Below are 23,454 nucleotides of genomic sequence, written 5' to 3'. Positions count from 1 at the left end.
AACTATTATTCAGAAATTAAAGAAGAACAAAATTTAGTAAAACTTTACTACACTGATCCAGATACAAATGAAGAAAAAGAATTCAATAAAGAAAATCTTGAAAAATTGAATATTCAAGCCACAACAATTAATTTAAATAATTTAATGACATTAAATTTTGATGATGCAACACGTAAATTAACTATTACGGTTTCATACACAACTAAATCAACTCCAAAAGAAAAGAAATTTGAATTAACTTTTGCAGAAAAATCATTTGTAGAATTAAAAGATACATTTTTAGCTGAAATTAATCTTTCATTACCTAACCCTTGTGATGTTACAAAGGCTACAGATAATGACATCATCTATGAAAAAACTAAATTAAATGTACCTACAACAACAAATGACATTTTCACATTAACTGGCGTAACTGTTGATTGACCAAAAAATAATGCCGAAAAACTTGCTTTACAAAAAGCAGGAAAATTAAGAGTTAAAGTAACTTACAAAAATACAAACATTAATAAAGAATACTTTACTCATGTTGAATTACAAGGTAAAGTTCCAGCAAATCCTTATGAAGATTTAAGAAAGCTGGCAGAAGAAGGCAAAATATTCACCTATGACAAAACTGATCCTGGATATGCTACTCAATTAGCTAAAATTAAAGAATACATGAACAACAAAAACATGAGAATTGATATTAATCCAAAAAATTATACTTTTACTTTAAAAAAATTAGGTAATAATAAAAAGGAAAAACCAATTAATCTAACTTCGCTTAAATTAACAAAAGAAGCAATTGAAGCTTACAAAAAAACTGGATTGAAAAAACCATCTCAAGTTATAACACATCCTTCAAAACAAATTACAGGTAAAAATGCAGGTTCTCATGGATTTTTATATACAGTTCTTGATAAAAATGGCAAAGTCAACATTATATTTTCAATTAAAGAAAATAATGTAAAATCTAAAGACTTCTTAGCTAAAATTGAAGACTAGTTTAAAAAATTAGGTTTTATGTTCAAAAATAAATTGTGACTTATAGCTTTTTAAAATAGGCTTATTGGAAAAAATGCTCTTTAAAAAAATATTTTAAATTTGTTGTTTTTTTCTTTATAATATTAATACACTTAATAAAAACAATGAAAGGAAAATTATGGCAGAAACAAAAAACAAAGAAGCAACAGTATACCACGTAACTCCTAAAGGCTTAGGTTGACAAGTTAAAGGTGTTGGGAACTCAAGACCTACAAAAATTGTTAAAACTCAAAAAGAAGCTGTTGAATTAGCAAATGAAATTGCTAAAAAACGTGGTGGTTCTGTATTGATTCACAAAACAACAGGCCGTGTTAGAGATGCTATTAGCCACAAAGGCAAAAAATAATAAAATTTAATAATAAAAATCGGGGTTCCCGATTTTTAATTTTGCTTTTGTTGATCATTAATTTCGTCACGTTTTTTATGTTTAAATAAATGATTTTGATGTTCGTGAGTTGTATAAATATAACCATCTGCTTTTTTAAGATCCATAACTGTAAATAAGGCATTTTGGTCAATTCCACGAACTGTTTCTAATAATTTAGCTGCATCAATATATAAGCAAGTTGTCAAAAGAATTTTTTGTTCTTTATGACTGTAACCACCAATAACAGTTAAGGTACTTGTAGCATAACGACGGTCTTTTAAAGTATTCAATTTTTGTTGAATCATTTCAACTTGATTTGAAATAATTTCAACTTTAACCATTTTAAATTTAGGAAATAAAACATTTAAAACAATACCATTAACTACAACCATAATAAATCCGGCGACAAATGAAGGGTTGAAAAAGTTTTCTAATTCATATCTATTACCTGGATGTTTTGAAAAAGAAGCTGCAATAGGATCTTCAACTGCAAAAGGAATATAACTACCAATTAAATTACATGCAAATAAAAATAACAAGTGAACAAGTATAAAACTTGCACCAATATCCTTGAATTTTTTGTGTGATCAATAAACTCCTAGAATATCAGCTCCTCCTGTACAACAACCAATAATTAATAAAGCTGAAGCAAATACTCCTTGTAAAAATGCTCATAGTATTGCATATAAGAAAATTGAAAAATCTTTAAATTTACCTGTTTCTCAAGTTAAATTAGCTGAATCAATTTTTGAAATCATAAATCATTGCTCAGAGGTTGGAATTAAACCAATACAAAAACCTGTAATACAAGCTACAACTAAGAAAATAATAGATAAGAAACCAAATTTTTTGCTAATTTTTTTATATGCTAAAACAAATAAAGGAATATTAGCTACTAATATTAACAGCCAGAATAACACATTATAAATCACTAAAACTCAGAAGGACTCAATCAGTTTGTCACTATCTTTTCATACTAAACTTGTTCATCTTAAAAAGTGTCTAACTATCCGAGCAATTGACTGACAAAGTCCGTCTAAACCCATATTATAAAGTCCTGTTATTGAAATAAGTAAATGTTGAACTATACCAAAAAGAACTCCAATAATAATGGTGTAAATTATTTGTTTTTTAAAACTTCTAACCCTATATAAAGTACCAAAATGCAAAAACGACTGTTTAATTTTTGAACGTTGAATCTCTATTTCGTTTTGGTTTGTTAATTCATTTTGATTATTTTTATTTTCCATAATAAAAAATTATAATTTAAAAAAATAATTGTAATACTAAAATTTAAAAAATAAAAGACAACTATTTTTTCGAGTTATCTTCTACATTTTCTTTAGTTTTCTTTTGTTCTTTATTTTCAATTTTTTTATTAAATAAACTCTTGTGATTTTCTACTGAAACATAGAAATATCCATCTACCTTTTTAAGGTCTGTAACTGTAAATAAGGCATTTTCATCAAATTCTCGAACAATTTCAAGAAGATGTGCTGCATCTAAATATAAACACATTGTAACTAAAACTTCTTGTTCTTGACCTGAGTAGCCACCTTTAACACTTAAGTGGCTTGTTGCAAATCTCACATCTTTTAAAGTATTAATTTTTTCTTGAATTTCAGGAATTTTAGATGAATAAATTTCAACTTTAACAATTTTATATTTAGGGAATAGAACATTTAACACAACCCCATTAATTAAAACCATAACAATACCAGCAATAAATGAAGGATTAAAGAAATATTCTGGTTTATAAGCGCCTTCTCTAAAAGATCCTTTTGGCGTAATTAAAGGAATATAAGTTCCTATTAAATTAGCAACTGTTAAAAATGCTAAGTGAACAAAAATGAAACTTGCACCAACATCTTTAAATTTTTTGTGTGATCAATAAACTCCTAAGACATCACTTCCGCCTGTACTTGAGTTAATTATTAATAAAGCCGCTGCTATTCCTGCTTGTAAAAATGCTCAAACTAATGCATAAACAAAGATTGTTAAATTGCCGCCTTTTGCCTCATCTCATGTTAATTCTTCTGCTTTAATTTTTGTAAAAATAAATCAATTTTCACTACCTGTTATGAAACCAATTATCAACCCAAAAATAGTAGCAGTAGTCATAAAAATTATTGTTAAAAACCCAAAACGCTTATTAACTTTTTTATAACCTAATATAAATAAAGGAATATTAGCTAATAAGTTAACTGTTCAGAATAAAAGGTTATATATATTATTTTTTCAGTTATCATCAGTAATAAAGTGTTTTGCAATCCGAGCAACTGATTGACAGAAAGCATCTAAACCTAAGTTATAAAGTCCTGTTATTTGGACTAAAAGGAATTGTCCTAAACCAAAAATTAAGCCAATTAAAACACTTAAAAGAACTTGTCATCTTAATTTTTTAACACGATAAAGTGAGCCAAAATGCAAAAATGATTGTTTCACTTTTGATCTTTTTATTTCTACTTGTACTCTTTTATCTTCATGATTTTTGTTGTCTTGAGGTGTATTCATATTTTTATTATACTTTATAACATTATCTATTCTTGAAAAAAGTTATAAAAAGCTTATTTTTAGCCAATTTTTGGCATTTTTGGTCTAAATAACAATAAAAAAAAGTCCTTTTTAGGACTTCACCATTAAAGTTTTAACCTCAATGTCGGCTCATGATTATTATACATTAATTTTCTTTTTGTTGTTCAATTTGTCCTTTAATGCTGTTGTACATTTCAAGTAATTGTTGTTCACGTTCTTCTTGAGTTAAAGAATCATCAAAAATAATTGTATTTTTAATTTGTTTAAATAAATCATCTTGTTGAACTTCATAAGGAATAATTGAAGGAATACCTATACGATCATCAAAGATTTTTTTAGTTACATCATAGGCAATGTTTTCAAGCATTTGGTCAAATTTCTTGCTACCTTCATCTGTATAAACTTGGTATGGATTCTTTTGAGAATATTGAACTAAGTTAACATTTGAACGCAATTTATCCATTGTGTCAATATGGTTTTGTCAATAAATATCAACAATTTCAAGCACTAAATCTTTTTCATATCAATTGATATAATCAGTATCATCATTGCTATTTCGAATAGCTTGTTCTCTTCATTTTTTATAGAAATTTACTAATTTTTCAATTAAGAAATCTTTAATTTCTGAGTCATAAATTTTTTTAACTTCTTCATAGTCCAAGCGTTCTTTTGTACCATGACCAAGAAAAACATCATTAATGTAATCAGTGAATACTTGGTGTTTAAACAAACCATTCTTTTCTTTAAAAATTGGATAGTTACTTAACATAGTTGCAGTTTTACGAACCATTCTTTCAACGATGAATGAGATATCTTCATTGATTAAAATTAAATCGCGTTGGGCATAGAATAAATCACGTTGTTGACGGATAACATCATCATAGTGTAAAACACTTTTACGACTATCATAGTTGAACCCTTCAATTTTCTTTTGAGCCTGTTCAAAACCATGTAACAACGATTTTGAAGTTATTTCTTTGTCGCCTTCTAAAGCATAAGATTCTTTGAATTCTTCATAGTTTGAGAAACGTCTCATAAGTTGGTCGTCAAGTGAAATAAAGAATTTTGAAATCCCTGGATCACCTTGACGTCCACTACGTCCACGTAGCTGGTTGTCAATTCTACGGCTTTCTGCTCTATCTGTTCCAATAACATAAAGTCCACCTAATTCTAAAGCTTCAGGACTTGGTTTAATATCAGTACCACGACCTGCCATGTTGGTTGCAATTGTAACTGCTTTAACTTGACCGGCTTTAGAAACAATTTCAGCTTCTGAAGCATTTTGCTTAGCATTTAAAACAGTATGTGGAATATTAGCTTTGTATAAATATTGGTGCAAGATTTCACTATCTTCAATTTGAGCAGTACCAACTAAAACAGGTTGTCCTATTTCATATAACTCTTTAATTTTTTCTGTAACAGCTTTTCATTTTGCATCATATGAAGCATAAATAGAATCACTTAAATCTTTACGAATTACTGGTCTATTTGTAGGAACAACATTTACACGCATGTTGTAAATGTCAATGAATTCTTGTTCTTCAGTTTTAGCAGTACCAGTCATTCCACAAAGCTTATCAAACATACGGAAAAAGTTTTGATAAGTAATTGTTGCAAAGGTTCTAGTTTCATATTCTATTTCAACTATTTCTTTAGCTTGTAGTGCTTGTTGAAGACCTTCTGAATAGGCACGGCCTTCCATAACACGTCCAGTAAAAGCATCAACTAATTCAATTTTTCCTTCACGAACAATGTACTCAACATTGTTCTTCATAATCTTGTGAGCTCTTAAAGCATTTTGAACTCTATGAACAATTTCTGAGTTTTCAATATCATAAAGATTTTTAAAGTTAAAGAATTTGTTGGCTTTTTCAATACCTCTTGAGGTTAGTGAAATAGCTTTTGTTTCTTCATCAATTTCATAGTCTTTGTCATCTAAAGTTCTAACAAATTGATCAGCACTATAATAAGTATTTGAATTAGATGGCTTACCATCTACAGTTGCACCTCCGCCTGAAATAATAAGAGGTGTTTTAGCTTCATCAATAAGAATAGAGTCAGCTTCGTCAATTAAACAAAAGTGTAAACCGCGTTGTACTTTGTCTTCCATTGTTTTTGCCATATTATCACGTAAATAATCAAAACCTAATTCTGAGTGTACAGAATAAGTAATATCGCAAGCATAAGCTTTACGTTTTAAGTAAGGATCCATTTGAGCTTTATTAACACCAACAGTCATTCCAAGGAAATTAAATACTTGGCCTATTTCTTCAGCATCCCGTTCAGTAAGATATTCATTAACTGTCGAAACGATTGCGCCCTTGCCTTTAAGTGCATTTAAATATACTGGAGCAATAGAAGTAATAGTTTTACCTTCTCCAGTTTTCATTTCAGCAATTGAACTTAAATCAAGCAATACACCACCAATCATTTGCACATCAAAAGGTCTTTTACCTAAAACTCTTTTTGTAGCTTCACGACATACAGCAAAAACCTCTGCTCTCATTTTGTCGAGAGTTTCACCATCTGCAAGTCTAGCCTTAAATTGATGTGTTTTTTGTTTAAGTTCATCATCACTTAAACGAGAAATTAATGGCTCGAATTGATTAATTTTTTTCAATGTTTTTTCTGCAATGAGCATTTCTGTTGATTTAAATTTAAAACCCATAATACTTTAATTTTATACTAATATTTAAAAATCAATATTAATAATGTTTATTAACTTTTTATATAGTGAAAATTAATTAAGCTTGTTTTTCTAAAAGCTCTATTTTATAGGCAAATTAAAAAAACCTGCACGTCTGCAAGTTTTTTTAATATTGTTTAAATTTTTAGTTTCCTTGAGGATCAAAACCACCGAAGTCTTGACCATTAGGATCTTGGAACATACCTGAATCTTGTGGATTTGGTTGACCATATGGGTTTGGTTGTGGATTTTGAGGTTGTGCATTAAACATTCCACTTTGTTGTTGTGCATATGGATTTGGTTGTGGACCAAATTGTGGACCTCTTGGAGGTACATTAAACATACCACTTTGTTGTTGTGCATATGGATTTGGTTGTGGACCAAATTGTGGACCTCTTGGAGGTACATTAAACATACCACTTTGTTGTTGTGCATAAGGGTTTGGTTGTGGACCAAATTGTGGGCCTCTTGGAGGTACATTAAACATTCATGGTCTTTGTTGAACATTGAACATTCCACTTTGTTGTTGTGCATAAGGGTTTGGTTGTGGACCAAATTGTGGGCCTCTTGGAGGTACATTAAACATACCAGTTGCTTGTGGATTTGGTTGTGGACCAAATTGTTGTGTTTGTTGAGGTTGTGGTTGAGCAGCATAAGAACCTGTATATTGGCCTGTTAAGGCAAATGTACGAGTTTGTGAGGCTCATGCTGGATTAAATCCATAACCATTAGCAGCTGAATAAGGATTAAATACTTCTTCAGGTTCTGGTGGATCCATTCTTGAGTTTAAAACTGAACATCAAATAAGCAAGAATGGGAACAATATAAGTGTCATTATAAAGAAAACTTTAGCAGCTTTAAATGCTTGTTGACTTTTGCCTAATCATAAGATTAAGAAGTAAATCATTAATAGCAATGTAATAATGAAACCATACACACCAAAGAAGATTAAACAAATATATGTTTCAACATTTTTACCTGAACCATTATCAGGTTGAGCAATGAAGTAACTACCTAAAATGATCATGACAAGCATTAAGGCCATAATTGGTCCAATAACGCCAAAGTATCATCATTTCTTAGGTTGCACCAATGATGCATTTCATTCGTTAGGTCTTCAGAATTTCGCTTTAGGTTGTTGATTCATATCAAAATCGTTGTAATAATTCATAAGTAACCTATTACCTTTCTTAAATTTTTATTTTAATTAAAATAAGACAAATTATATAATTTGCTTAACAAAATTATATATTAAAACTCAATTTTGATTACTTATTTAATTTATTTTTTTACAATCTAATATTAATATTAAAAAAATAAGCTGAATATAGCCTATTTCTAGTATTTTCTTTTTGCTTTTTGCTTATCTAATTTTTGCTCTAAATTTTGTTTTTCTAATAATAAGTGTGTTCTAAAAATATAATCATTTATAGCTTCACCTAAACCATTTTGTTCGACATCACTTGTGTAATATTTAGCTGCTTTTTTAGCAATTTCTTTAGCATTATCCATAGCATAAGAATAGCCCGAAGCTTCGAACATTGCAATGTCGTTTTCACTGTCGCCTATTGACATAACATAATCAAAATTGCAATTAAAAATGTTTTCACAAATTCATTTTAAACCATAGCCTTTATCAACACCTTTTGGAGTAATTTCGATGTGTGTTCCAAAGTAAATAACTTTGAGTTTTAACTTTAATTTTTTAAGTTCTTCATAAGCTTTTTTTATTTCATCGCTTGTTCCAAAAAGCTCTATTTTATGGAGATCTTGGTTAATTTCACCACTTTTATTTCAGTCATAATATTCACAAAATTCACTAAGAAATTCTTCCATTTCTTTGCTTGGATTATAAAGATAAAATTGATGTTTTCCAAAATAATATAAATGCACAAAATCAGGATGTTTTTTAGACAAGTCAAAGATCTTTTGAGCTTCTTTTTTATCCATTAATTCAAGGTGAATATAGTCATCTTTTTCAAGATCAAAAACACTCGCTCCACCAGCAGTTGAGATATATCTTGAGCCCATTATTTTAGCTAATTTTTTGATTTTTTCATTGGCTGGATTTCCTGTTGTAATAACAAATTCGACATCATTTTCTTCTTTTGCTTTTCTAACTGAATTAACTACTTCATTTTTTAATTCTTTGTTAGGAAATCCATAAATTGTGCCATCAACATCGCTAAAGCAAACTCTTTTAATTAACTTATTATTATTTTTCATATTTCAATTATAAAGTTAATTTATTTTTTTAAAAAACTTTAATAATTAAATTTAAATAAAAAATGCTCATTATAAAAAAAGAGCATTTCAAATTTATGATATTTATGTTTTTAAAGAATCGTAATTTTTGTTTTATTTACGAATTAATAATGATTTTTCATCCATTTCTTTTGGTTGTTTAACACCAATGTAATCCAAAATTGTTGGTGCAACATTAGCTAATTTACCGTTTGCAAGTTTAATATTTTTATCTGTACAAATGAACATAACTGGACTACTTGTATGTTTTGTAGCTGGTTTACCATTTTCATCTTCAGTAATTTCTGCATTACCATGATCAGCTGTAATAAAAATAGTTACGTCGTTTTTACTTGCTCAGTCTCAAAGTCTTTTAATTTGAGTATCTAAGAAACTAACTGCTTCAATAGTTGATTTTAAGTTTCCTGTATGACCGACCATGTCAGGATTTGCATAGTTCATAATTGTTACATCATAATCTAAAACATTTTTAGTTAATTCATCTGTAATTCCTTCAGCTGACATATGAGGAGCATTGGCATAAGATTCAACCTTTAATGAAGGCACCATGATTCGTTTTGAATTTTTGAATTCAATATCGTTTCCACCATCCATAAAGTAGGTAACGTGTGCATATTTTTGAGTTTCTGCAACACGTAATTGACTTTTGCCTGCTTTTTCTAACACACGACCAATAGGCATTTTTACTTCCATTTCACTAAATGCTACTAGAGTGTTAATTCCTTCATATTTCATCATTGAGCAGAATTTAGAAATTTTAACTGGATGTTTTGGTTTATTGTCATAAAGTTTTGAACCAATAAATAAATGAGTTAATTGTCTTGCCCTATCTGGACGGAAGTTAAAGAAAATAATTGAGTCATTATCTTTAACAAAGTTTGCACCTTTGTCAATTGCTGGAATAAAGAATTCATCAGTAATATCTTCATCATATTGGCTATTTACATAATCAATAACTGATTCATATGTATGGTCTGAATTTCCTAATAATGCTTCGTAATGTTTTTCAACTCTATCAAACATTTTGTCACGGTCCATTCCATAGAATCTTCCGCCGATTGAGGCTATTTTATAGCCATATTTGTCAACTTGAGTTTGTAATTTTCTAAGTGAAGTGATAATACTTTTTGGAGCTACATCACGACCATCACCAAAGGCATGAACTGATACTTTTTTAAGTCCATAAGCATGTGCCATATCAATTAATTTAAATAAGTGATCTTCAAGTGAATGCACACCGCCTGGACTTAAAAGACCCATTAAATGAAGTGTTGAATTTTTCTTTTTAACATCTGCAAAAACTTCATTGAAGGTTTTGTTTTTTTCAAATTCTCCATCTTTCATTGCTTTATTAATTAAGCTTAAACCAGTATAAACAACTGTTCCAGCTCCAATGTTTAAGTGACCTACTTCAGAATTTCCCATTTGGCCTTTTGGTAAGCCAACATATTCACCACTAGCTTGTAAAATGCTATTTGGATATTCCTTAAATAATTTATCAAATGTTGGAGTTTTAGCTAACTTGAAACCATTCCCTTGCTTTTCTTCACGTAAGCCTAAACCATCAATAACAACTAAAATTGTACGTTTCATATTTCTCCTTAAATTTTTAATTATTTATATTTTAATATTTAATTTAATTTTTAAGCACAATAATTTTTCACATAATTAAAAATTATGAAAACATAAGCATAAAAAAGAACTTGCAAATTTTGCAAGTCCTAAAATTATTAATTAATTACTTTAACAGTTGTAATAGTTTCATCAAAAGCTTTGTTTTTGTTCATAAGTCCTGTTTTTCAGTCTGTTCCTTTATGTATAGAAACTTCTTTTAAAAGAGGACAAGCAAAGAACGCTTCTTTTAAAATATTTTTAACTTTTGAAGCAAATGTTACAGTAGTTAACACATCACAACCATAGAAAGCTTTAGATTTAATATCTTTATTATCTCAACCTGTTCCAAAAGTTACAGTTGTAAGTTTTTTACAATTCATAAAACTTTCTGGTTCAACATTTGATAAAGTTCCGGGTACTGTAAGAGTTACTAAACCACTATTTTTAAATGCACCATTATCAATTAAGGTAATTTTTGTAGGGAAAGTAACTACGCTTAAATTTGTTGTATTTTCAAATGCATTGTTTTGAATTTTTACTAATGAAGTTGAAAGATTAATTGAATTTAAAACACCACAGTTGTAGAAAGCCTTAGAATTAATTGCAGTTATGTTGTTGCCCATTGTAACTTTTGTTAAAGCAGTACAATTTTCAAAAGTTCCTTCTTCAATAGCTTTTAAGTTAGCTGGTAAGGCAATTGTAGTAATACCGCTGTTTTTGAATGCTTCTTTTGATAAAGTAGTTAAAGCTGTACTTAATGTAATATTTTTTAAAGCTGTAACATTTTCAAAAGCGCCTTCTTTAATTTCAGTAACTTTGTTTTTCATTTCAACTTTTGCAAGATTTGAACAATTTAAAAATGCATGTTTACCAATGAATTTTACATTTTCAGGAAGATTAATTTCTGTTAATGATGTACATCCTTTAAATGCAGCTCAAGAAACTTTTTCTAATTTTGAATTTAAAGTTACTTTAGATAAGCTTTCACAACCTTCAAATGTTGAAGTAGGAATCATTTTAACATTAGCTGGAATTGTAATTTCTGTTAAACTTGTTCCTTGGAAAGTTTTAGCAGCTGTTAAATCAATGCTTGATCCAAGTGAGGTTAAATTTTTAGGTAAGTCAATTTTGGTTAAAGCTTTACATCTTAAGAAAGCATAGTTCCCAATTGTGTCTATTTCATTTGGCAAATTAATAGTTTTCAATCTGACGCAACCTTCAAATAATGCTTCAGAGATTTTATTAACTTTTTTAGACATAACAACCGATTCTAAATTTACATTTTCTGCAAAAGCTGCTGCTCCAATTGTTGTTACACTATCAGGAATAATAACTCTGGTAATTTGATTTTTAGTAACACTAGATCCTACAACTGTGTTTAAGTTTCCGGCTTTGAAACTGAAAGCAGCTGCAGCAATACTTGTAACACCATCTGGAATTTCTAAAATTCCACCAGCTGGAATACTTTTTGCTCCTTTAACAATATCATTTTCAATAACAAGATGTTCATATCCTTTATATTTATCAACGTTGCCAGAAGAATTTAAAAAGTTTTTAATTTCTACTGTTTTACTTTGTACATTAGAAACTAGATTTTTTTGTCTTAATTTGAATGTTACTTCTAAAGTACCTTTATCATCATGAGGAACTAAATTAATTGAATTTGGCTCAACTTCATATTCTGATCCAAATCCTGTAATTCTAATTTTTTCAACTTTAACTTCAGATGGTTTTAAAATTGATTTATTACCGTCATATTCAACTACAACGCTATTTAATTCAGCCGAAAGATCAAGTTTTGTAGTTGTACTTGAATTATTTTCTTGTCCACCGCCATCACAGCTCATTACAGAAAAAGGCAAGGCTATTGCAGCTGTAGGTAAAATTGTTAATAATTTAATTTTTTTCATTTTTCTCCTTTTATATACAAATTAATTGAATAAAAGGTAACTAAAAAACATCCAGTGTGTGCTGGATACTAATTAAAAATAATATTTTTTAATAGATTAGAGAGAGAGAAAGAAAGAAAGCAAAAGCTAACCTATTGGTTAGCGTTTTTCTACTCTTTTTTAAAGTTATCAATTCTCTCATAATAAGTCCTTTTATTCTAAATAATTATATAAAAAACATTTATTTTCAAATAAATTTTATTTTATTTAAAATCTAATAATTGATCTCTGTAATACTTAAATTGTTTACTTCTTAATTCTATTTCAGCAGGTAAACCTGAATTAATTTCTTGAGAATATTCTGATAGTTTATCAAGTATTGAAACTATTTTGTTTTGGGTTTCAATAGGAGGAATAGGTATTTTTATTTTTGACATCTTTTCTTTTGATAAATTAAATCTAGTTACACCATTTATACATTTGAGAAGTAAGTCTCTAAAGTCTTTACAATTAAAAAAATATTTAGAAAATTTAGGCAAAAATAAATTGTTATCTTTAAATCTAAAAATAAATGAAAAACTATTTAAATAAACTTTTTCATCATTTTTTATAGTGTAAACAGATGCATAACCTGTTTCATCAAAATTTTCTGATGAACCGCAAAAAATAACATCGCCATAATTAAGATCGTTTTGATTTTCATCATCAAATATTTTTACAAAATTGTTAGGTAAATAATTAATTTCTTTGTTATTGAAAACATCCAAATAAGAAACGTATCTTTGGTTTCCATTGACAAAACTATCTTTATTTTTTGATCTTAAACCACTAATAAAACAACCTATAGATTGTAATTCTTTTGAATTATTTTTATCAAAGTTGGTAAAATTTAACAATTTGTTTATTCAAAAATCAAATTGCTTCCCCCTCACTTCCAACTCCGCTTTCAGCTCCGCTTCTAGTATACGAAATCTCTCCAAGATTTCAACTATTTTTTCTTGAATTTTTAAGGGAATTTTAGGTATTAAAATAGTTAATAAATTACCTTTTGTCATTTTTGGTGGTGTGCCTCTTACAATATCAGAAATGTCTAAAATAGATAAAAAATGGTAGATAAATCTATTTAAAAATTCTTCTTTTGCTTTTATAACATGCGAATGATTATTAACTCAAAATTTGCCTGTTGCATAATTTAAAATTGGGTGATTCAACCCATCAATAACACTACCATCTTCGCCTATTAAAATATATTCACCGTCAAAAATGAAATCATTTACATAATCTTGAATACCATTTGCACCATAATAAGGAAATTTTCCTTTTATTCTTTTATTTTGAGCTATAGGAATTCTTTTGTTATCAAAAATTTCAACTGCATCCTCTAATTTAACTCACTCATATCCATCTGGGCAATATTTATCTAATAACTTTTGTAAATAACTCATTTTCTTCCTTTATTAATAATATATTTTAAACTATTATTTTATTAATGCCTTTCAATAACCATTTTTATTTGCACCGTAAATTATAATTTAAGTGTCCTTTCTTTATTTTTTAAGTAATTTATATTATAAAGGACAATCTAAAAAGTGAGATCTCTAAAACCTAGAGGTCTCACTTTTGAAATTAACATTTTTTAAGGTTTATTTAAGAACTAAATTTTTACTAATATGGTTATTTTATAGATATTTTTGCAAAATTAAATAATTTACTTTTTCTTCATTTATAATTGATATTATGAAAGAAATTAGAAAAGAGGAAGATTATGGCTAAAGCAGTTTATTTTTCAGATTTAAATTTAATTAAAGTAAAATTCCCAAACAATATTAATAAAGATTTAATTACGAGAGTTGCACATAAATTAGACGATATTTGTGAAGAAATGTGCAATCAAAAAAGCGAAATTAGTTTTTATGTTGAAAAAACCTTTCCATTTGGTCAAAAAATGTTAGCTATTGTTGATGACACACTTGCATATGACTTCAACATTATTTTAAAACCTAAAAAAACTATTAATTTAGAAAGTGCGGATTTCAACAAATATATACTTGAAAAGCTACAAAAACATATTTGTCCATTAGGTTTTAGTACTAAAATTGTTGAAAATTCAAAAAGTTTCAATTTAAAATTTACTGATTTCAAAAATTTTTCAATTGATATTGCTTTATACAGCGAAAATAAAAATAATGAAAGATTTGTTCTAGTTAGATCTAAAGATAAAGCTAATAAAATAGTTTACAATTGAACAAAGGTTTATGACTATGAATATACTGGTGATAAAGTTGCTGAAATTAAAAAATATGACAGAATTTGAAAAGAAACAAAAGAATTGTTTTTAAAGAAATCAGAAAAGAATCCTGATATTGATAATTTTAGTCACAAAACAGCATTCAATTTAGCAGTTGATGCAGTTTACAGTGTGTTTAAAAAATACAATAATTTTTAATCACATACATTTTACTTAAAGTACTATTTTATAGTGCTTTTTGTTTTTTATTATTTTCAAAATACCATTTTTTCCAAAAATCAAAATTTTAATTTATAATTTTTTATATAAAAAAGGAGAAAAAATGACTGCAAAAATTAACTATGATAAAAATAATTATCAAACAAGAATTTAAAATTGCAGACAGTAAAATCTGCAATTTTAATTTTGACTAATTAAATTGTTTTATAAGCTTTTTTAAAAAATGTTATCATTTAATAAAAAGTCGAATAAGTTAATTGTTTCTATGCCGTAATTATCAGTTTTATAGGTAAAAGCATCCTTAGTTATGATGATTCGTCGATGAGCATCTTCAAGCATTTTAAGAGGTATTTTCTCTCTTTCTTCATTACTTTCATTTAAATTAAGACATCTTTGAATATAGTAAGTTTGATTTTTCTTTTTAGCAATAAAATCTATTTCAAATTCTTTTCTAATATACTCATTTTTACTGTTTAATTCTCTTTTTTCTAGAGAACCAACAGATACTTTGAAACCTCTTCTTTTTAATTCTAGAAAGATAATATTTTCCATTATATGTCCTTCATCTTTTGAAGAGATATTAGTTAAAAAGTTTCTAATACCAAGATCAACAAAATAGTATTTGTTTAAACTTTTAAACACTTCATAACTTTTAACACTTTGTTTATTTGCTTTTTCAATAATAAAAGCTTCATTGAAATAGACTAAATATTTACTAATTGTGTTGTAACTTATATTTGTCTTTTTTAATGATTTAAAATAATTAAATATTTTATTGGTGTTAATATATGATCCAATATTATTTGCAAGAAAAGTTATTATTTCATTGAGAAATTCTTTGTTTCTTAATTTATATCTTAAAATCACATCATTCATGTATGTATTTTGAAAAAGGTTTTGCAAAAAGTTTTCTTTTTCTTCACTGTTTTCATTTAAAACAGTATTTGGCATACCACCAAATTCACAATATTCTTTTCAAAGTTGTTCATTATCTTTATTTAAATTAATGCTTTTGAATTCTTGAAAATTTAAAGCATATATTCTAACTTCATCACCTCTAGAAGCGAATTCTGTTGCAATGTCACTTGATAATAATTTTGAATTACTACCAGTCACATAAATATCAATGTTTTCACGTTTCATTAAGCCATTCAAAACATCAATAAATTTTGAAACATATTGTATTTCATCTAATAGAACATAATAATATTTGTTTTCATCTTTAATAAAATTTAAGACATAATCAAATAAAACTTTGCCATTTCTTAAATGCTCATTTTCTATAGAATCTAAAGCTATTTTTATTATTTGATCATTTTTAACACCTTCTAGTAAAAGATGATGATAAAACAAATTAAAGAGTAAATAACTTTTACCTACTCTTCTTGGACCAGTAACTATTTTTATTAATTTATTATGTTTTTTATTTATTAATTTATTCAAGTAAAAATCTCTTTTTATTTCCATAAAAACCTCATGTAAATTATACTAAATTATTATTTTCTATTGAAAATTTCTGGTCATTTGACCATTTTTTTTCAGTAGAATTTTCACTTTTTACTATTTTTGATTATTTCTATTGAAAATTTATGGTCATTTGACCACTTTTTTTCAATAGAAATTTTGAAAAAACATATAAAAAAGACTAATTCAATTAAGAAAAAGTCTTCTATATATTATTTTAATAAAGCAAATTCAACTAAAGTATCTACTAAAACGCCTTGTGGTTTACCACTAAGGTCTGCAGTACCTGCAACATCACAGTGAATGTAAGGAACATCATTTGTAAATTGTTTTAAGAACATTGCAGCTGTATTACAGTCTGATTTTTCATCATTATTATAGTTATTTAAATCAGCAACTATTGAAGCAGTATTTGGCTCATGGAAATCTTCATGAAGAGGCATTCTTCATACTTTTTCCTTGGCATTTGTTGCAGCTTGATTAAATATTTTTCAGTTCTTTTCATCTGTTGAATAAATTCCCGAATAAACTGTTCCAAGAGCTCTTAAAACAGCTCCAGTTAAAGTAGCAACATCAACAAGAGTTGTAGCATTAAGTTTTTTAGCTCCATAGTAAAGACCATCAGCTAATACTAAACGACCTTCAGCATCAGTATCAGTTACTTCAACAGTGATTCCGCTCATTGATTCATAAACGTTTTCTGGAAGTGAAGCATCACCATCTTGTCTATTATCAGTAATACACATAATAGCAGCTACATTTTTCTTAGCTTTTAATTGAGCTAATGTTTTAACTGTGTAAGCAACTATAACACTACCTGACATGTCATATTTCATGCCTTCCATGTGATAACCTTTAGTATTCATACCACCAGTATCAAATGTAATTCCTTTACCTACATAAACTATTTTTTCTTTACTATTAGGGTCTCCATTATATTCAACAATAACTACACGTGGTTCATGTGTTGAACCTTTGTTTACTGAAATAATTAAACCCATGTTTAATTTTTCAATTTCTTTTTTGTTTAAAACAGTTACTTTTAAATCTTTTTCATTTTTAAAATCATTAACTATGTATTGAGCTAATTGTTCTGAATTACAGAAGTTTTCTGGCATAACTTGTAAGTTTCTTACTAAGTTTCTATTGTTTGCAATTAGTTCAAATTTGTTAGCTAATTCTTTGTGTGAGTTATCTTTTAATAAAAATGTATATTGATTCTTTTTAGGTGCTTCTTTTTTCTTATTGAAGTAGTTGTAGGTGTAAAAAATGATTCTTGAATAGAATGCTTTTAGTACTGATTCAATAGGAAAATCTTTATTAACAAAGCTTTCTAAATCTATTTGATAATTTCTATTTTTAGTAACTATTTTTGTATCAATTAAATCAACAAGTTGATCATAATTTTTGAAGTTTTTATCTAAGAAAATATAAGCCTCTTTTTTATTTAAAAATTCGGTTATTTTGCCTGTTTTATAGTTTAATTGGTCAATTTTAATTTCTTTATTTTTGTTTGCATCATAGTAAGCTTTTAACAAAATATTATCGTCTCTTTTAGTTTGATATAAGTTTGACATTTTATCTCCTTTCAAAAAGTTATTTTAATTATATTATATTTTTGTTTTTTATTTATAAACAAAAAATGCACACTTAGTGCATTTTAGATTTTTACATATAACCCACTATGGCGCTGGAAATAAGGAGTATCGATCCTATTATTAGCATCAAATAATATATAAAACGATTAATTTTTTTGTTTTCGCTCGCTTCAATTTTTCTAGTTTTTCTTTCAATTTCTTTTTCAAGAACTTTTATTTTGGCTCTTTGTTCTTCTGAAGCTGGTTTTCTTTTTTCAGCTTCTAATTCATTTTTAGTTCTTGTTAAAGAATTATTTCTTAAGTTTTTGAATAAGGCGGTACCAAAACCTAAGGTGACTAAAATGATTACAATTGAATAAGCTAACAATATTGCGCCTATTAGTAATAGTGTGTCACTAACATTAGTTTTATAAGGAATTTCAGTTTTATATGTACGATACAAATAAAGTGAAACACCTGCTATTAAAGATATTAATAAAATAATAAATAAGTGCAGAAGTTTTTTTCAAGTAAAAGCTTCTCTAAAATATTCTCTTGTTGAATTCATAGTAATGAAATTTTAACAAAAATTATTTCTTTGTTGTTTTTTTAGCACTTGAAGCTTTTCTAGAAGTACTTCTTTTTTTAGTTGTTTTGGTTGTTGAAACTTTAGTTTCTACAACTTCAACTATAGGTTTAGAGAAGTCAAAATTTGAAGATATTTTTATTTCACATGTAGGTTCGTCTATTTTAATTTCATCTGTATATTCGATATTATTTGGGATCTCGCTATGTCCATCGTATGGTTTATGATCTATTTTTGAATTGTATTCTTCATCAATTGATTTGTTTGTTGCTAATGAAAAACTGTTGATATTAAATGGTTTAACTCATTCTTCAACTTGTGATTCTGTTCCATAAAGATAATGATTATTTTCAACTCTATAAAGTTGAGGAACATTTGGATAAACTTGACCTTTAAGGTAATCTAATTCAAAACTTACATTTTCAAATTTTTCATTTGCATTTGAAATTTTAGGTACAGCTTTGAAAAGATTAATTGTATAAGGGTGCATAGGCTTATTATAAACAGCCTCAGTGTCGCCACTTTCGACAATCTTACCAAGGTGCATAATTTGTACTCTATCAGCAATGTATTCAACCATTGACAAGTCATGAGCAATAAAGATCATACCAATGTTTTTCTTATCGCATAAGTCTTTTAATAAGTTAACAACTTGAGCTTGAATAGAGATGTCTAATGAGGCAATAGGTTCATCAGCTACTATTACTTTAGGTTGAATAATTAGAGCACGAGCAATAACTATTCTTTGACGTTGTCCGCCTGAGAATTCGTGTGGATAACGATAAGCAAATTGTTTAAGTAATCCAACATCTTCTAAAGCTTTATAAATTGTTGTTTTAGTTAAAAGATTTGAAATTGAATGATGGTAATAAAATCTAGCAAAATGTTTTTGAATGAATTTACCAACTTTATTTCCGAACACTTTAATCATTTTTGAGTTTTTAATACCAAGAAGTTTCTTAATATCATTAATGTCTTTGTTAAGATATTTGACTTCAATGTTAAATGATTTAAGTGTGTTCAATTTATCATAAATTTTTGTTTTAAAAATACTTTTGATTTTTGTCAATTCTTTTACTTTTGCTTTATTTTCAAGAGTATTAACTTTTTTGGTTTCATCAATAACTCTATTTAACTCATTAAAGAATATATCTTTAACTCTATTGAATTCTGAGTCTGTGATTGATTGTTGTGATTTGAGTGAATTATATTTATCACTTTGTTCTTTAATATTCCTTTGAATTTCATCAATTTCTAATTTGTTTTTTTCAACATATTTAGCAATTTCTTCTTCATGGAATTTATTAACTTTATCTAGATTTTGTTTTGCTTTTTCTAAGTCTTCAGCAGTTTTTGAAGGTTCTTGTTTTTCTTTTAATAAGCTTTTTATTTTTTTGATTTCTTCTTTTAATGTAGCAACTTCTTTTTCATGAGAATCTTTTTCTTGTTGGTTAAGCAATGAATATTTTTCATATATAAATTTGAAGTTGTCTTTAATAGTTTTTTCAACAATTTTAATAACGTTTCTTTGATATTTAATAGGTGTTAAATATTTTTCAAAAAATTCTTTAGAATAAATTTTTAAATCTTCAATTAAGTCGCAAACTTTGTGGTATTCGATAAATTTTAAGTTAGGCTTAATCAAACTAATTTCTTTAACTATTTTTTTGTTGATTAACTCATTTTTATAGTTAAATAGGTAAAAATCTAGATCATAAGAAGTTAGACGTGTAACTTTAAAAATTCTAGCTTCACTTTTGTATTCTGCTATAAAGTTTTTAAATGAGTTTTTATTATCATTAACTCTTTCTTTATAGTTTTTAATTAATTCTTTTAACTCTTTACTTTTTTCAGCAAGTTGTAATTTTGCTTCATATAGTTGTTTTGATATTTTTGTTAATTCAAGTATTTCTTCATAGTTTGATTTAGCTTTAATTAACTTAGTTTCATCAAAGTCCAAATTTCCGCTACGGTAATCTTTTTGTTTTTCAAAATAAAAATTAATAAGATTATCTGTATTTGAATACATGTTGTCAACAATTTCACTTTCCATATTTTGTTTTTCTTCAAGATAGTTATAAAAGTTGTTGAAATTGTCTTCAATATCTAACTTTTGATCATAATTCATCTTCTTGAATTTTTCAATTCAATATGGAAAGAATTTTTCAGCTAAAAGATTAATTGATTCTAGATTTTTTAGCTTTAATTCTAAAGCTCTTTGTTTAAATACATAAAAGAAGTTTTCTTTAATATCAAATCAGTCTTTAAAGATATCTTGAATTCTTTCTTTAATAATTCCATTAACTTCAAGTGGTTCTTTAAGAGTTGAATAAATGTTCTTTTGACCATTTAAAGCAGCATGAGGGTCTTGGAAAATCATTTGGATATTTCTTCTCAAATGTTTTCTTTGTTTTCTACTAATCCTTGCACCACTAACAATTTTTCCATCTAGTGTTACAAAACCATTAAAATCATCATAAAGTCTTAAAAGTGAACGACCAACAGTAGTTTTACCACTACCACTTTCACCAATAAGTCCAACTATTTCACCTTCATGAACATTGAATGTAATATCATCTGCAGCTTTATTTGTAATTCCATTATTAGTAAAGTATTTTTTAAGACCTTTAATATCTAAAACAATATTTTTATTCATCTTTAAATACCTTTCTAAAGCTTTTTAGTCTATATTCAAGTTCTTCTGGTCTTTCTACTTTTGGACTATCTGGATGTAATAATCAAGTTGCAGCTGCATGAGTTTCACTGACTTCAATTAAAGGAGGTTCTTTATAGAAATCAATTTCTAAAGCATAATCATTACGTGGAGCAAAAGGATCGCCAAGAGGCAAGTTAGCCATATCAGGTGGTGTTCCTTTGATTGAGTAAAGTCTTGATTGTGAGTTTTCTGGAATAGCAGAAATTAAAGCTCAAGTATAAGGATGACAAGGGTCAGTAAAGATTTCTTTACGTGTTCCTTTTTCTACTATTCTTCCTGCATACATAACATAAATATAATCACAAAATTTAGCAACAACAGAAATGTTGTGAGAAATAAGAATAATTGAAATATTCATTTCTTGACGAATTTTTTCGAATAAAGCAAGAACAGAGGCTTGAACAGTTGGGTCTAAAGCAGTTGTAGGTTCGTCAGCAATAATTAAGCTTGGTTTTAATGCAACAACCATTGTAATAACAACACGTTGTTTCATACCACCACTTAAAGTATGTGGGTAACGGTCAAAAACTTGTTCAGAATCTCTAATACCAAATTTGTCCAAAAGGCCTACCAAATAGGCTCTTTTGTCTTTGTAGCTCTTGCCTTTTCATTCTTTATTTAGATTAAGTGCATCCAATAATTGAAGACCTATTTTTCTAGTAGGGTTTAAGCTTGTGAGAGGATCTTGGGGGATATATCCAATATATGTTCCTCTAATTGATTGTCATTGTCTTTCTTTTTTGAATTTGTTTAAATTAATGTCTTCGATTTGCATAAAATCGGCTGTTGTAGTGGCACCTTCATTAACATTAATTAATGATTTTGAAGTAACACTCTTTCCACTACCACTTTCACCAACAAGGCCAACAATTTGACCTTTGAAAATATCTAAATCAATGCCTCTAACTATTCTTAAATATTTGTTTCTTCCAACTTTAAAGTCGACTCTTAAATTACGAACTTTGAGTAATAAATCATTAGCTAATTTTTCAGCTTTAATGTCTTCATTTCTCTTTTTAATATTCTTTTTTTCTTTTACTGAAGTCATAATTTTATCCTTTTACTTTAATAACTCTTGGGTCTAAAGCATCGTGAAGACCAATAGCAATAAATTGTAAGCTAACTGAAAGTGTCAATAATATAAGAGTTGGAAGTCACATTAATCATGGATTAGTTTTTGCATCATTAATGTTATCGTAAATAAATTTACCTAAGTTAATATCTGTATCTTTGTTATAGAATCCTAAGAATGCTAAAGAAGCTATAGAAAGAATAATTGATGGAATTCTACGAACATAGTTCATAGCAATTTTACCTAAAATTGCTGGTAAAGCATGGAAGAATATTTGACGACTTGTGCTTGCACCAACACTTTTGGCAGCAATAATATATTCTTCATCTTTAACTGTAATAATGAACATTCTAGTTGCACCAATAGGTCAAGTTCAACCAACAAAAAGCAATCCAGCAATCAAGACTCATTCACTAGTTCCAGCAGCAGAAATGAATAGCAATAATCAAATAACTGAAGGTGGTGCTTGGAAAATTTCAATGACCCTCATCATTACAGTGTCAAGTCATTTTCCAGCATGGAAACCAAGAATAGCACCAACAGCAACACCAATTACAACCTCAATAGTTGCAACAATTAAAGCAACTTTAATTGAGCTAATTGCACCAAATCAAGCGCCTGTTCAAATATCTGCTTCTTTAACTGTTGTACCAAAAAGAGTATTTAAATGTGGCATTGAAGCTTTGATGTTTTCTATATCTTCTGGTTTTAAAGGATTAATTTTTAAAGCACGTGATCAAATATAATAAGCTTTTCAAAAATCATAGGCATTATATATAAGTAATTTTTCTTTACTATTAACTATGACATCTTTTAAGTAAGGCTCAATATAATGATAGCCTTCTCATTCTTTCATTCTTTGAAAAGTTTCGTAATTGCTGGCATTAGTTATTACTGGACTAAAGACTGGAGGTAAATTTTGAGTTAATTCATCACCACCTTTTAATATTGAACCAGTTGGAGAATAAGGAGAAGTAAGAGTAACTATAATACCAGTTAATAAAAGAGCAATAAACGCTGTAAATGAAATAAGCACAACTGGATTTTTGAAAAATCTTTTGCAAATTTCATAAAACAATATTTTTGGTTTACCAACAATATTAGTTGACTTTTTTTCTTTTTCAGCTAATTTAATCTTTTGAATTAATTCATCTGAAATATTGTACTTATCATTAAAAGTCCTACTATCCATG

The 23,454-nt window shown here is 27.5% G+C and carries 17 protein-coding genes; 3 read left to right on the top strand and 14 right to left on the bottom strand.

All coding sequences use genetic code 4. The annotated features are described in order from the left end of the window. Positions 1-105: 105 nt before the first annotated feature. Both MBIO_RS05020 and MBIO_RS01745 read left to right on the top strand, forming a co-directional pair. Positions 106-984, top strand: coding sequence for a hypothetical protein (locus MBIO_RS05020; protein WP_258408920.1), 879 nt, complete (start codon positions 106-108; stop codon positions 982-984). A gap of 157 nt (positions 985-1,141) precedes the next feature. After that, on the top strand, positions 1,142-1,369 hold the full coding sequence (locus MBIO_RS01745) for a DUF2188 domain-containing protein (RefSeq protein ID WP_013354501.1): 228 nt from the start codon (positions 1,142-1,144) through the stop codon (positions 1,367-1,369). A gap of 35 nt (positions 1,370-1,404) precedes the next feature. Here MBIO_RS01745 and MBIO_RS01740 read toward each other — a convergent pair whose 3' ends face one another. The 8 genes from MBIO_RS01740 to MBIO_RS01705 all read right to left on the bottom strand — a co-directional run bounded on the left by MBIO_RS01740 (position 1,405) and on the right by MBIO_RS01705 (position 13,824). After that, positions 1,405-2,640, bottom strand: a complete 1,236-nt coding sequence (locus MBIO_RS01740) for a DUF2179 domain-containing protein (protein WP_013354500.1) — start codon at positions 2,638-2,640, stop codon at positions 1,405-1,407. A 61-nt stretch (positions 2,641-2,701) separates the two neighbouring features. Next, a complete protein-coding gene (locus MBIO_RS01735) occupies positions 2,702-3,904 on the bottom strand; it encodes a YitT family protein (protein WP_041594203.1) in 1,203 nt (400 codons plus the stop codon). Positions 3,905-4,070: 166 nt separating this feature from the next. Continuing rightward, positions 4,071-6,593 (bottom strand): preprotein translocase subunit SecA, encoded by a 2,523-nt coding sequence (gene secA / locus MBIO_RS01730; protein ID WP_041594202.1) that lies wholly within the window; start codon positions 6,591-6,593, stop codon positions 4,071-4,073. Between the two features lie 163 nt (positions 6,594-6,756). Continuing rightward, positions 6,757-7,782, bottom strand: a complete 1,026-nt coding sequence (locus MBIO_RS01725) for an ABC-2 transporter permease (RefSeq protein WP_013526774.1) — start codon at positions 7,780-7,782, stop codon at positions 6,757-6,759. A gap of 167 nt (positions 7,783-7,949) precedes the next feature. After that, a complete protein-coding gene (locus MBIO_RS01720; RefSeq protein WP_013354496.1) occupies positions 7,950-8,837 on the bottom strand; it encodes a Cof-type HAD-IIB family hydrolase in 888 nt (295 codons plus the stop codon). A 132-nt stretch (positions 8,838-8,969) separates the two neighbouring features. Next, positions 8,970-10,469, bottom strand: coding sequence for a 2,3-bisphosphoglycerate-independent phosphoglycerate mutase (gene gpmI, locus MBIO_RS01715; protein ID WP_013354495.1), 1,500 nt, complete (start codon positions 10,467-10,469; stop codon positions 8,970-8,972). A 137-nt stretch (positions 10,470-10,606) separates the two neighbouring features. Then, positions 10,607-12,400 (bottom strand): leucine-rich repeat domain-containing protein, encoded by a 1,794-nt coding sequence (locus tag MBIO_RS01710; RefSeq protein ID WP_015510862.1) that lies wholly within the window; start codon positions 12,398-12,400, stop codon positions 10,607-10,609. Positions 12,401-12,642: 242 nt separating this feature from the next. Continuing rightward, positions 12,643-13,824, bottom strand: a complete 1,182-nt coding sequence (locus MBIO_RS01705; protein WP_015510861.1) for a restriction endonuclease subunit S — start codon at positions 13,822-13,824, stop codon at positions 12,643-12,645. Positions 13,825-14,144: 320 nt separating this feature from the next. Between MBIO_RS01705 and MBIO_RS01700 the strand changes: the two genes are divergently transcribed. Further along, positions 14,145-14,825, top strand: coding sequence for a hypothetical protein (locus tag MBIO_RS01700; RefSeq protein WP_013526771.1), 681 nt, complete (start codon positions 14,145-14,147; stop codon positions 14,823-14,825). Between the two features lie 237 nt (positions 14,826-15,062). On the opposite strand, the gene MBIO_RS01695 is transcribed toward MBIO_RS01700, so the two are convergent. The 6 genes from MBIO_RS01695 to MBIO_RS01670 form a co-directional block, all read right to left on the bottom strand. Further along, the gene (locus tag MBIO_RS01695; RefSeq protein ID WP_013526769.1) at positions 15,063-16,313 is read right to left on the bottom strand and encodes an ATP-binding protein; all 1,251 of its coding nucleotides are present in this window, start codon (positions 16,311-16,313) and stop codon (positions 15,063-15,065) included. Positions 16,314-16,522: 209 nt separating this feature from the next. Further along, positions 16,523-17,887, bottom strand: a complete 1,365-nt coding sequence (locus tag MBIO_RS01690; RefSeq protein ID WP_013526768.1) for a M17 family metallopeptidase — start codon at positions 17,885-17,887, stop codon at positions 16,523-16,525. A gap of 91 nt (positions 17,888-17,978) precedes the next feature. Next, on the bottom strand, positions 17,979-18,455 hold the full coding sequence (locus MBIO_RS01685) for a DUF3899 domain-containing protein (RefSeq protein ID WP_013354487.1): 477 nt from the start codon (positions 18,453-18,455) through the stop codon (positions 17,979-17,981). A gap of 22 nt (positions 18,456-18,477) precedes the next feature. Beyond that, a complete protein-coding gene (locus MBIO_RS01680; RefSeq protein ID WP_013526767.1) occupies positions 18,478-21,129 on the bottom strand; it encodes an ATP-binding cassette domain-containing protein in 2,652 nt (883 codons plus the stop codon). Continuing rightward, positions 21,122-22,237 carry an ABC transporter ATP-binding protein gene (locus tag MBIO_RS01675; RefSeq protein ID WP_041594201.1) on the bottom strand — a complete coding sequence of 372 codons (1,116 nt, stop codon included), beginning with the start codon at positions 22,235-22,237 and terminating at the stop codon, positions 21,122-21,124. Before MBIO_RS01675 ends, MBIO_RS01680 begins: the two co-directional genes overlap by 8 nt. A gap of 4 nt (positions 22,238-22,241) precedes the next feature. Then, positions 22,242-23,453, bottom strand: coding sequence for an ABC transporter permease (locus MBIO_RS01670; protein WP_013526765.1), 1,212 nt, complete (start codon positions 23,451-23,453; stop codon positions 22,242-22,244). Position 23,454: the final 1 nt, after the last annotated feature.

Source organism: Mycoplasmopsis fermentans PG18 (assembly GCF_000209735.1).
GTDB classification, from domain to species: Bacteria; Bacillota_I; Bacilli_A; order Mycoplasmatales; family Metamycoplasmataceae; genus Mycoplasmopsis; species Mycoplasmopsis fermentans.
The sequence above is the reverse complement of the archived record's forward strand: the minus strand, read 5'-3'. Positions and strand labels throughout refer to the sequence as shown.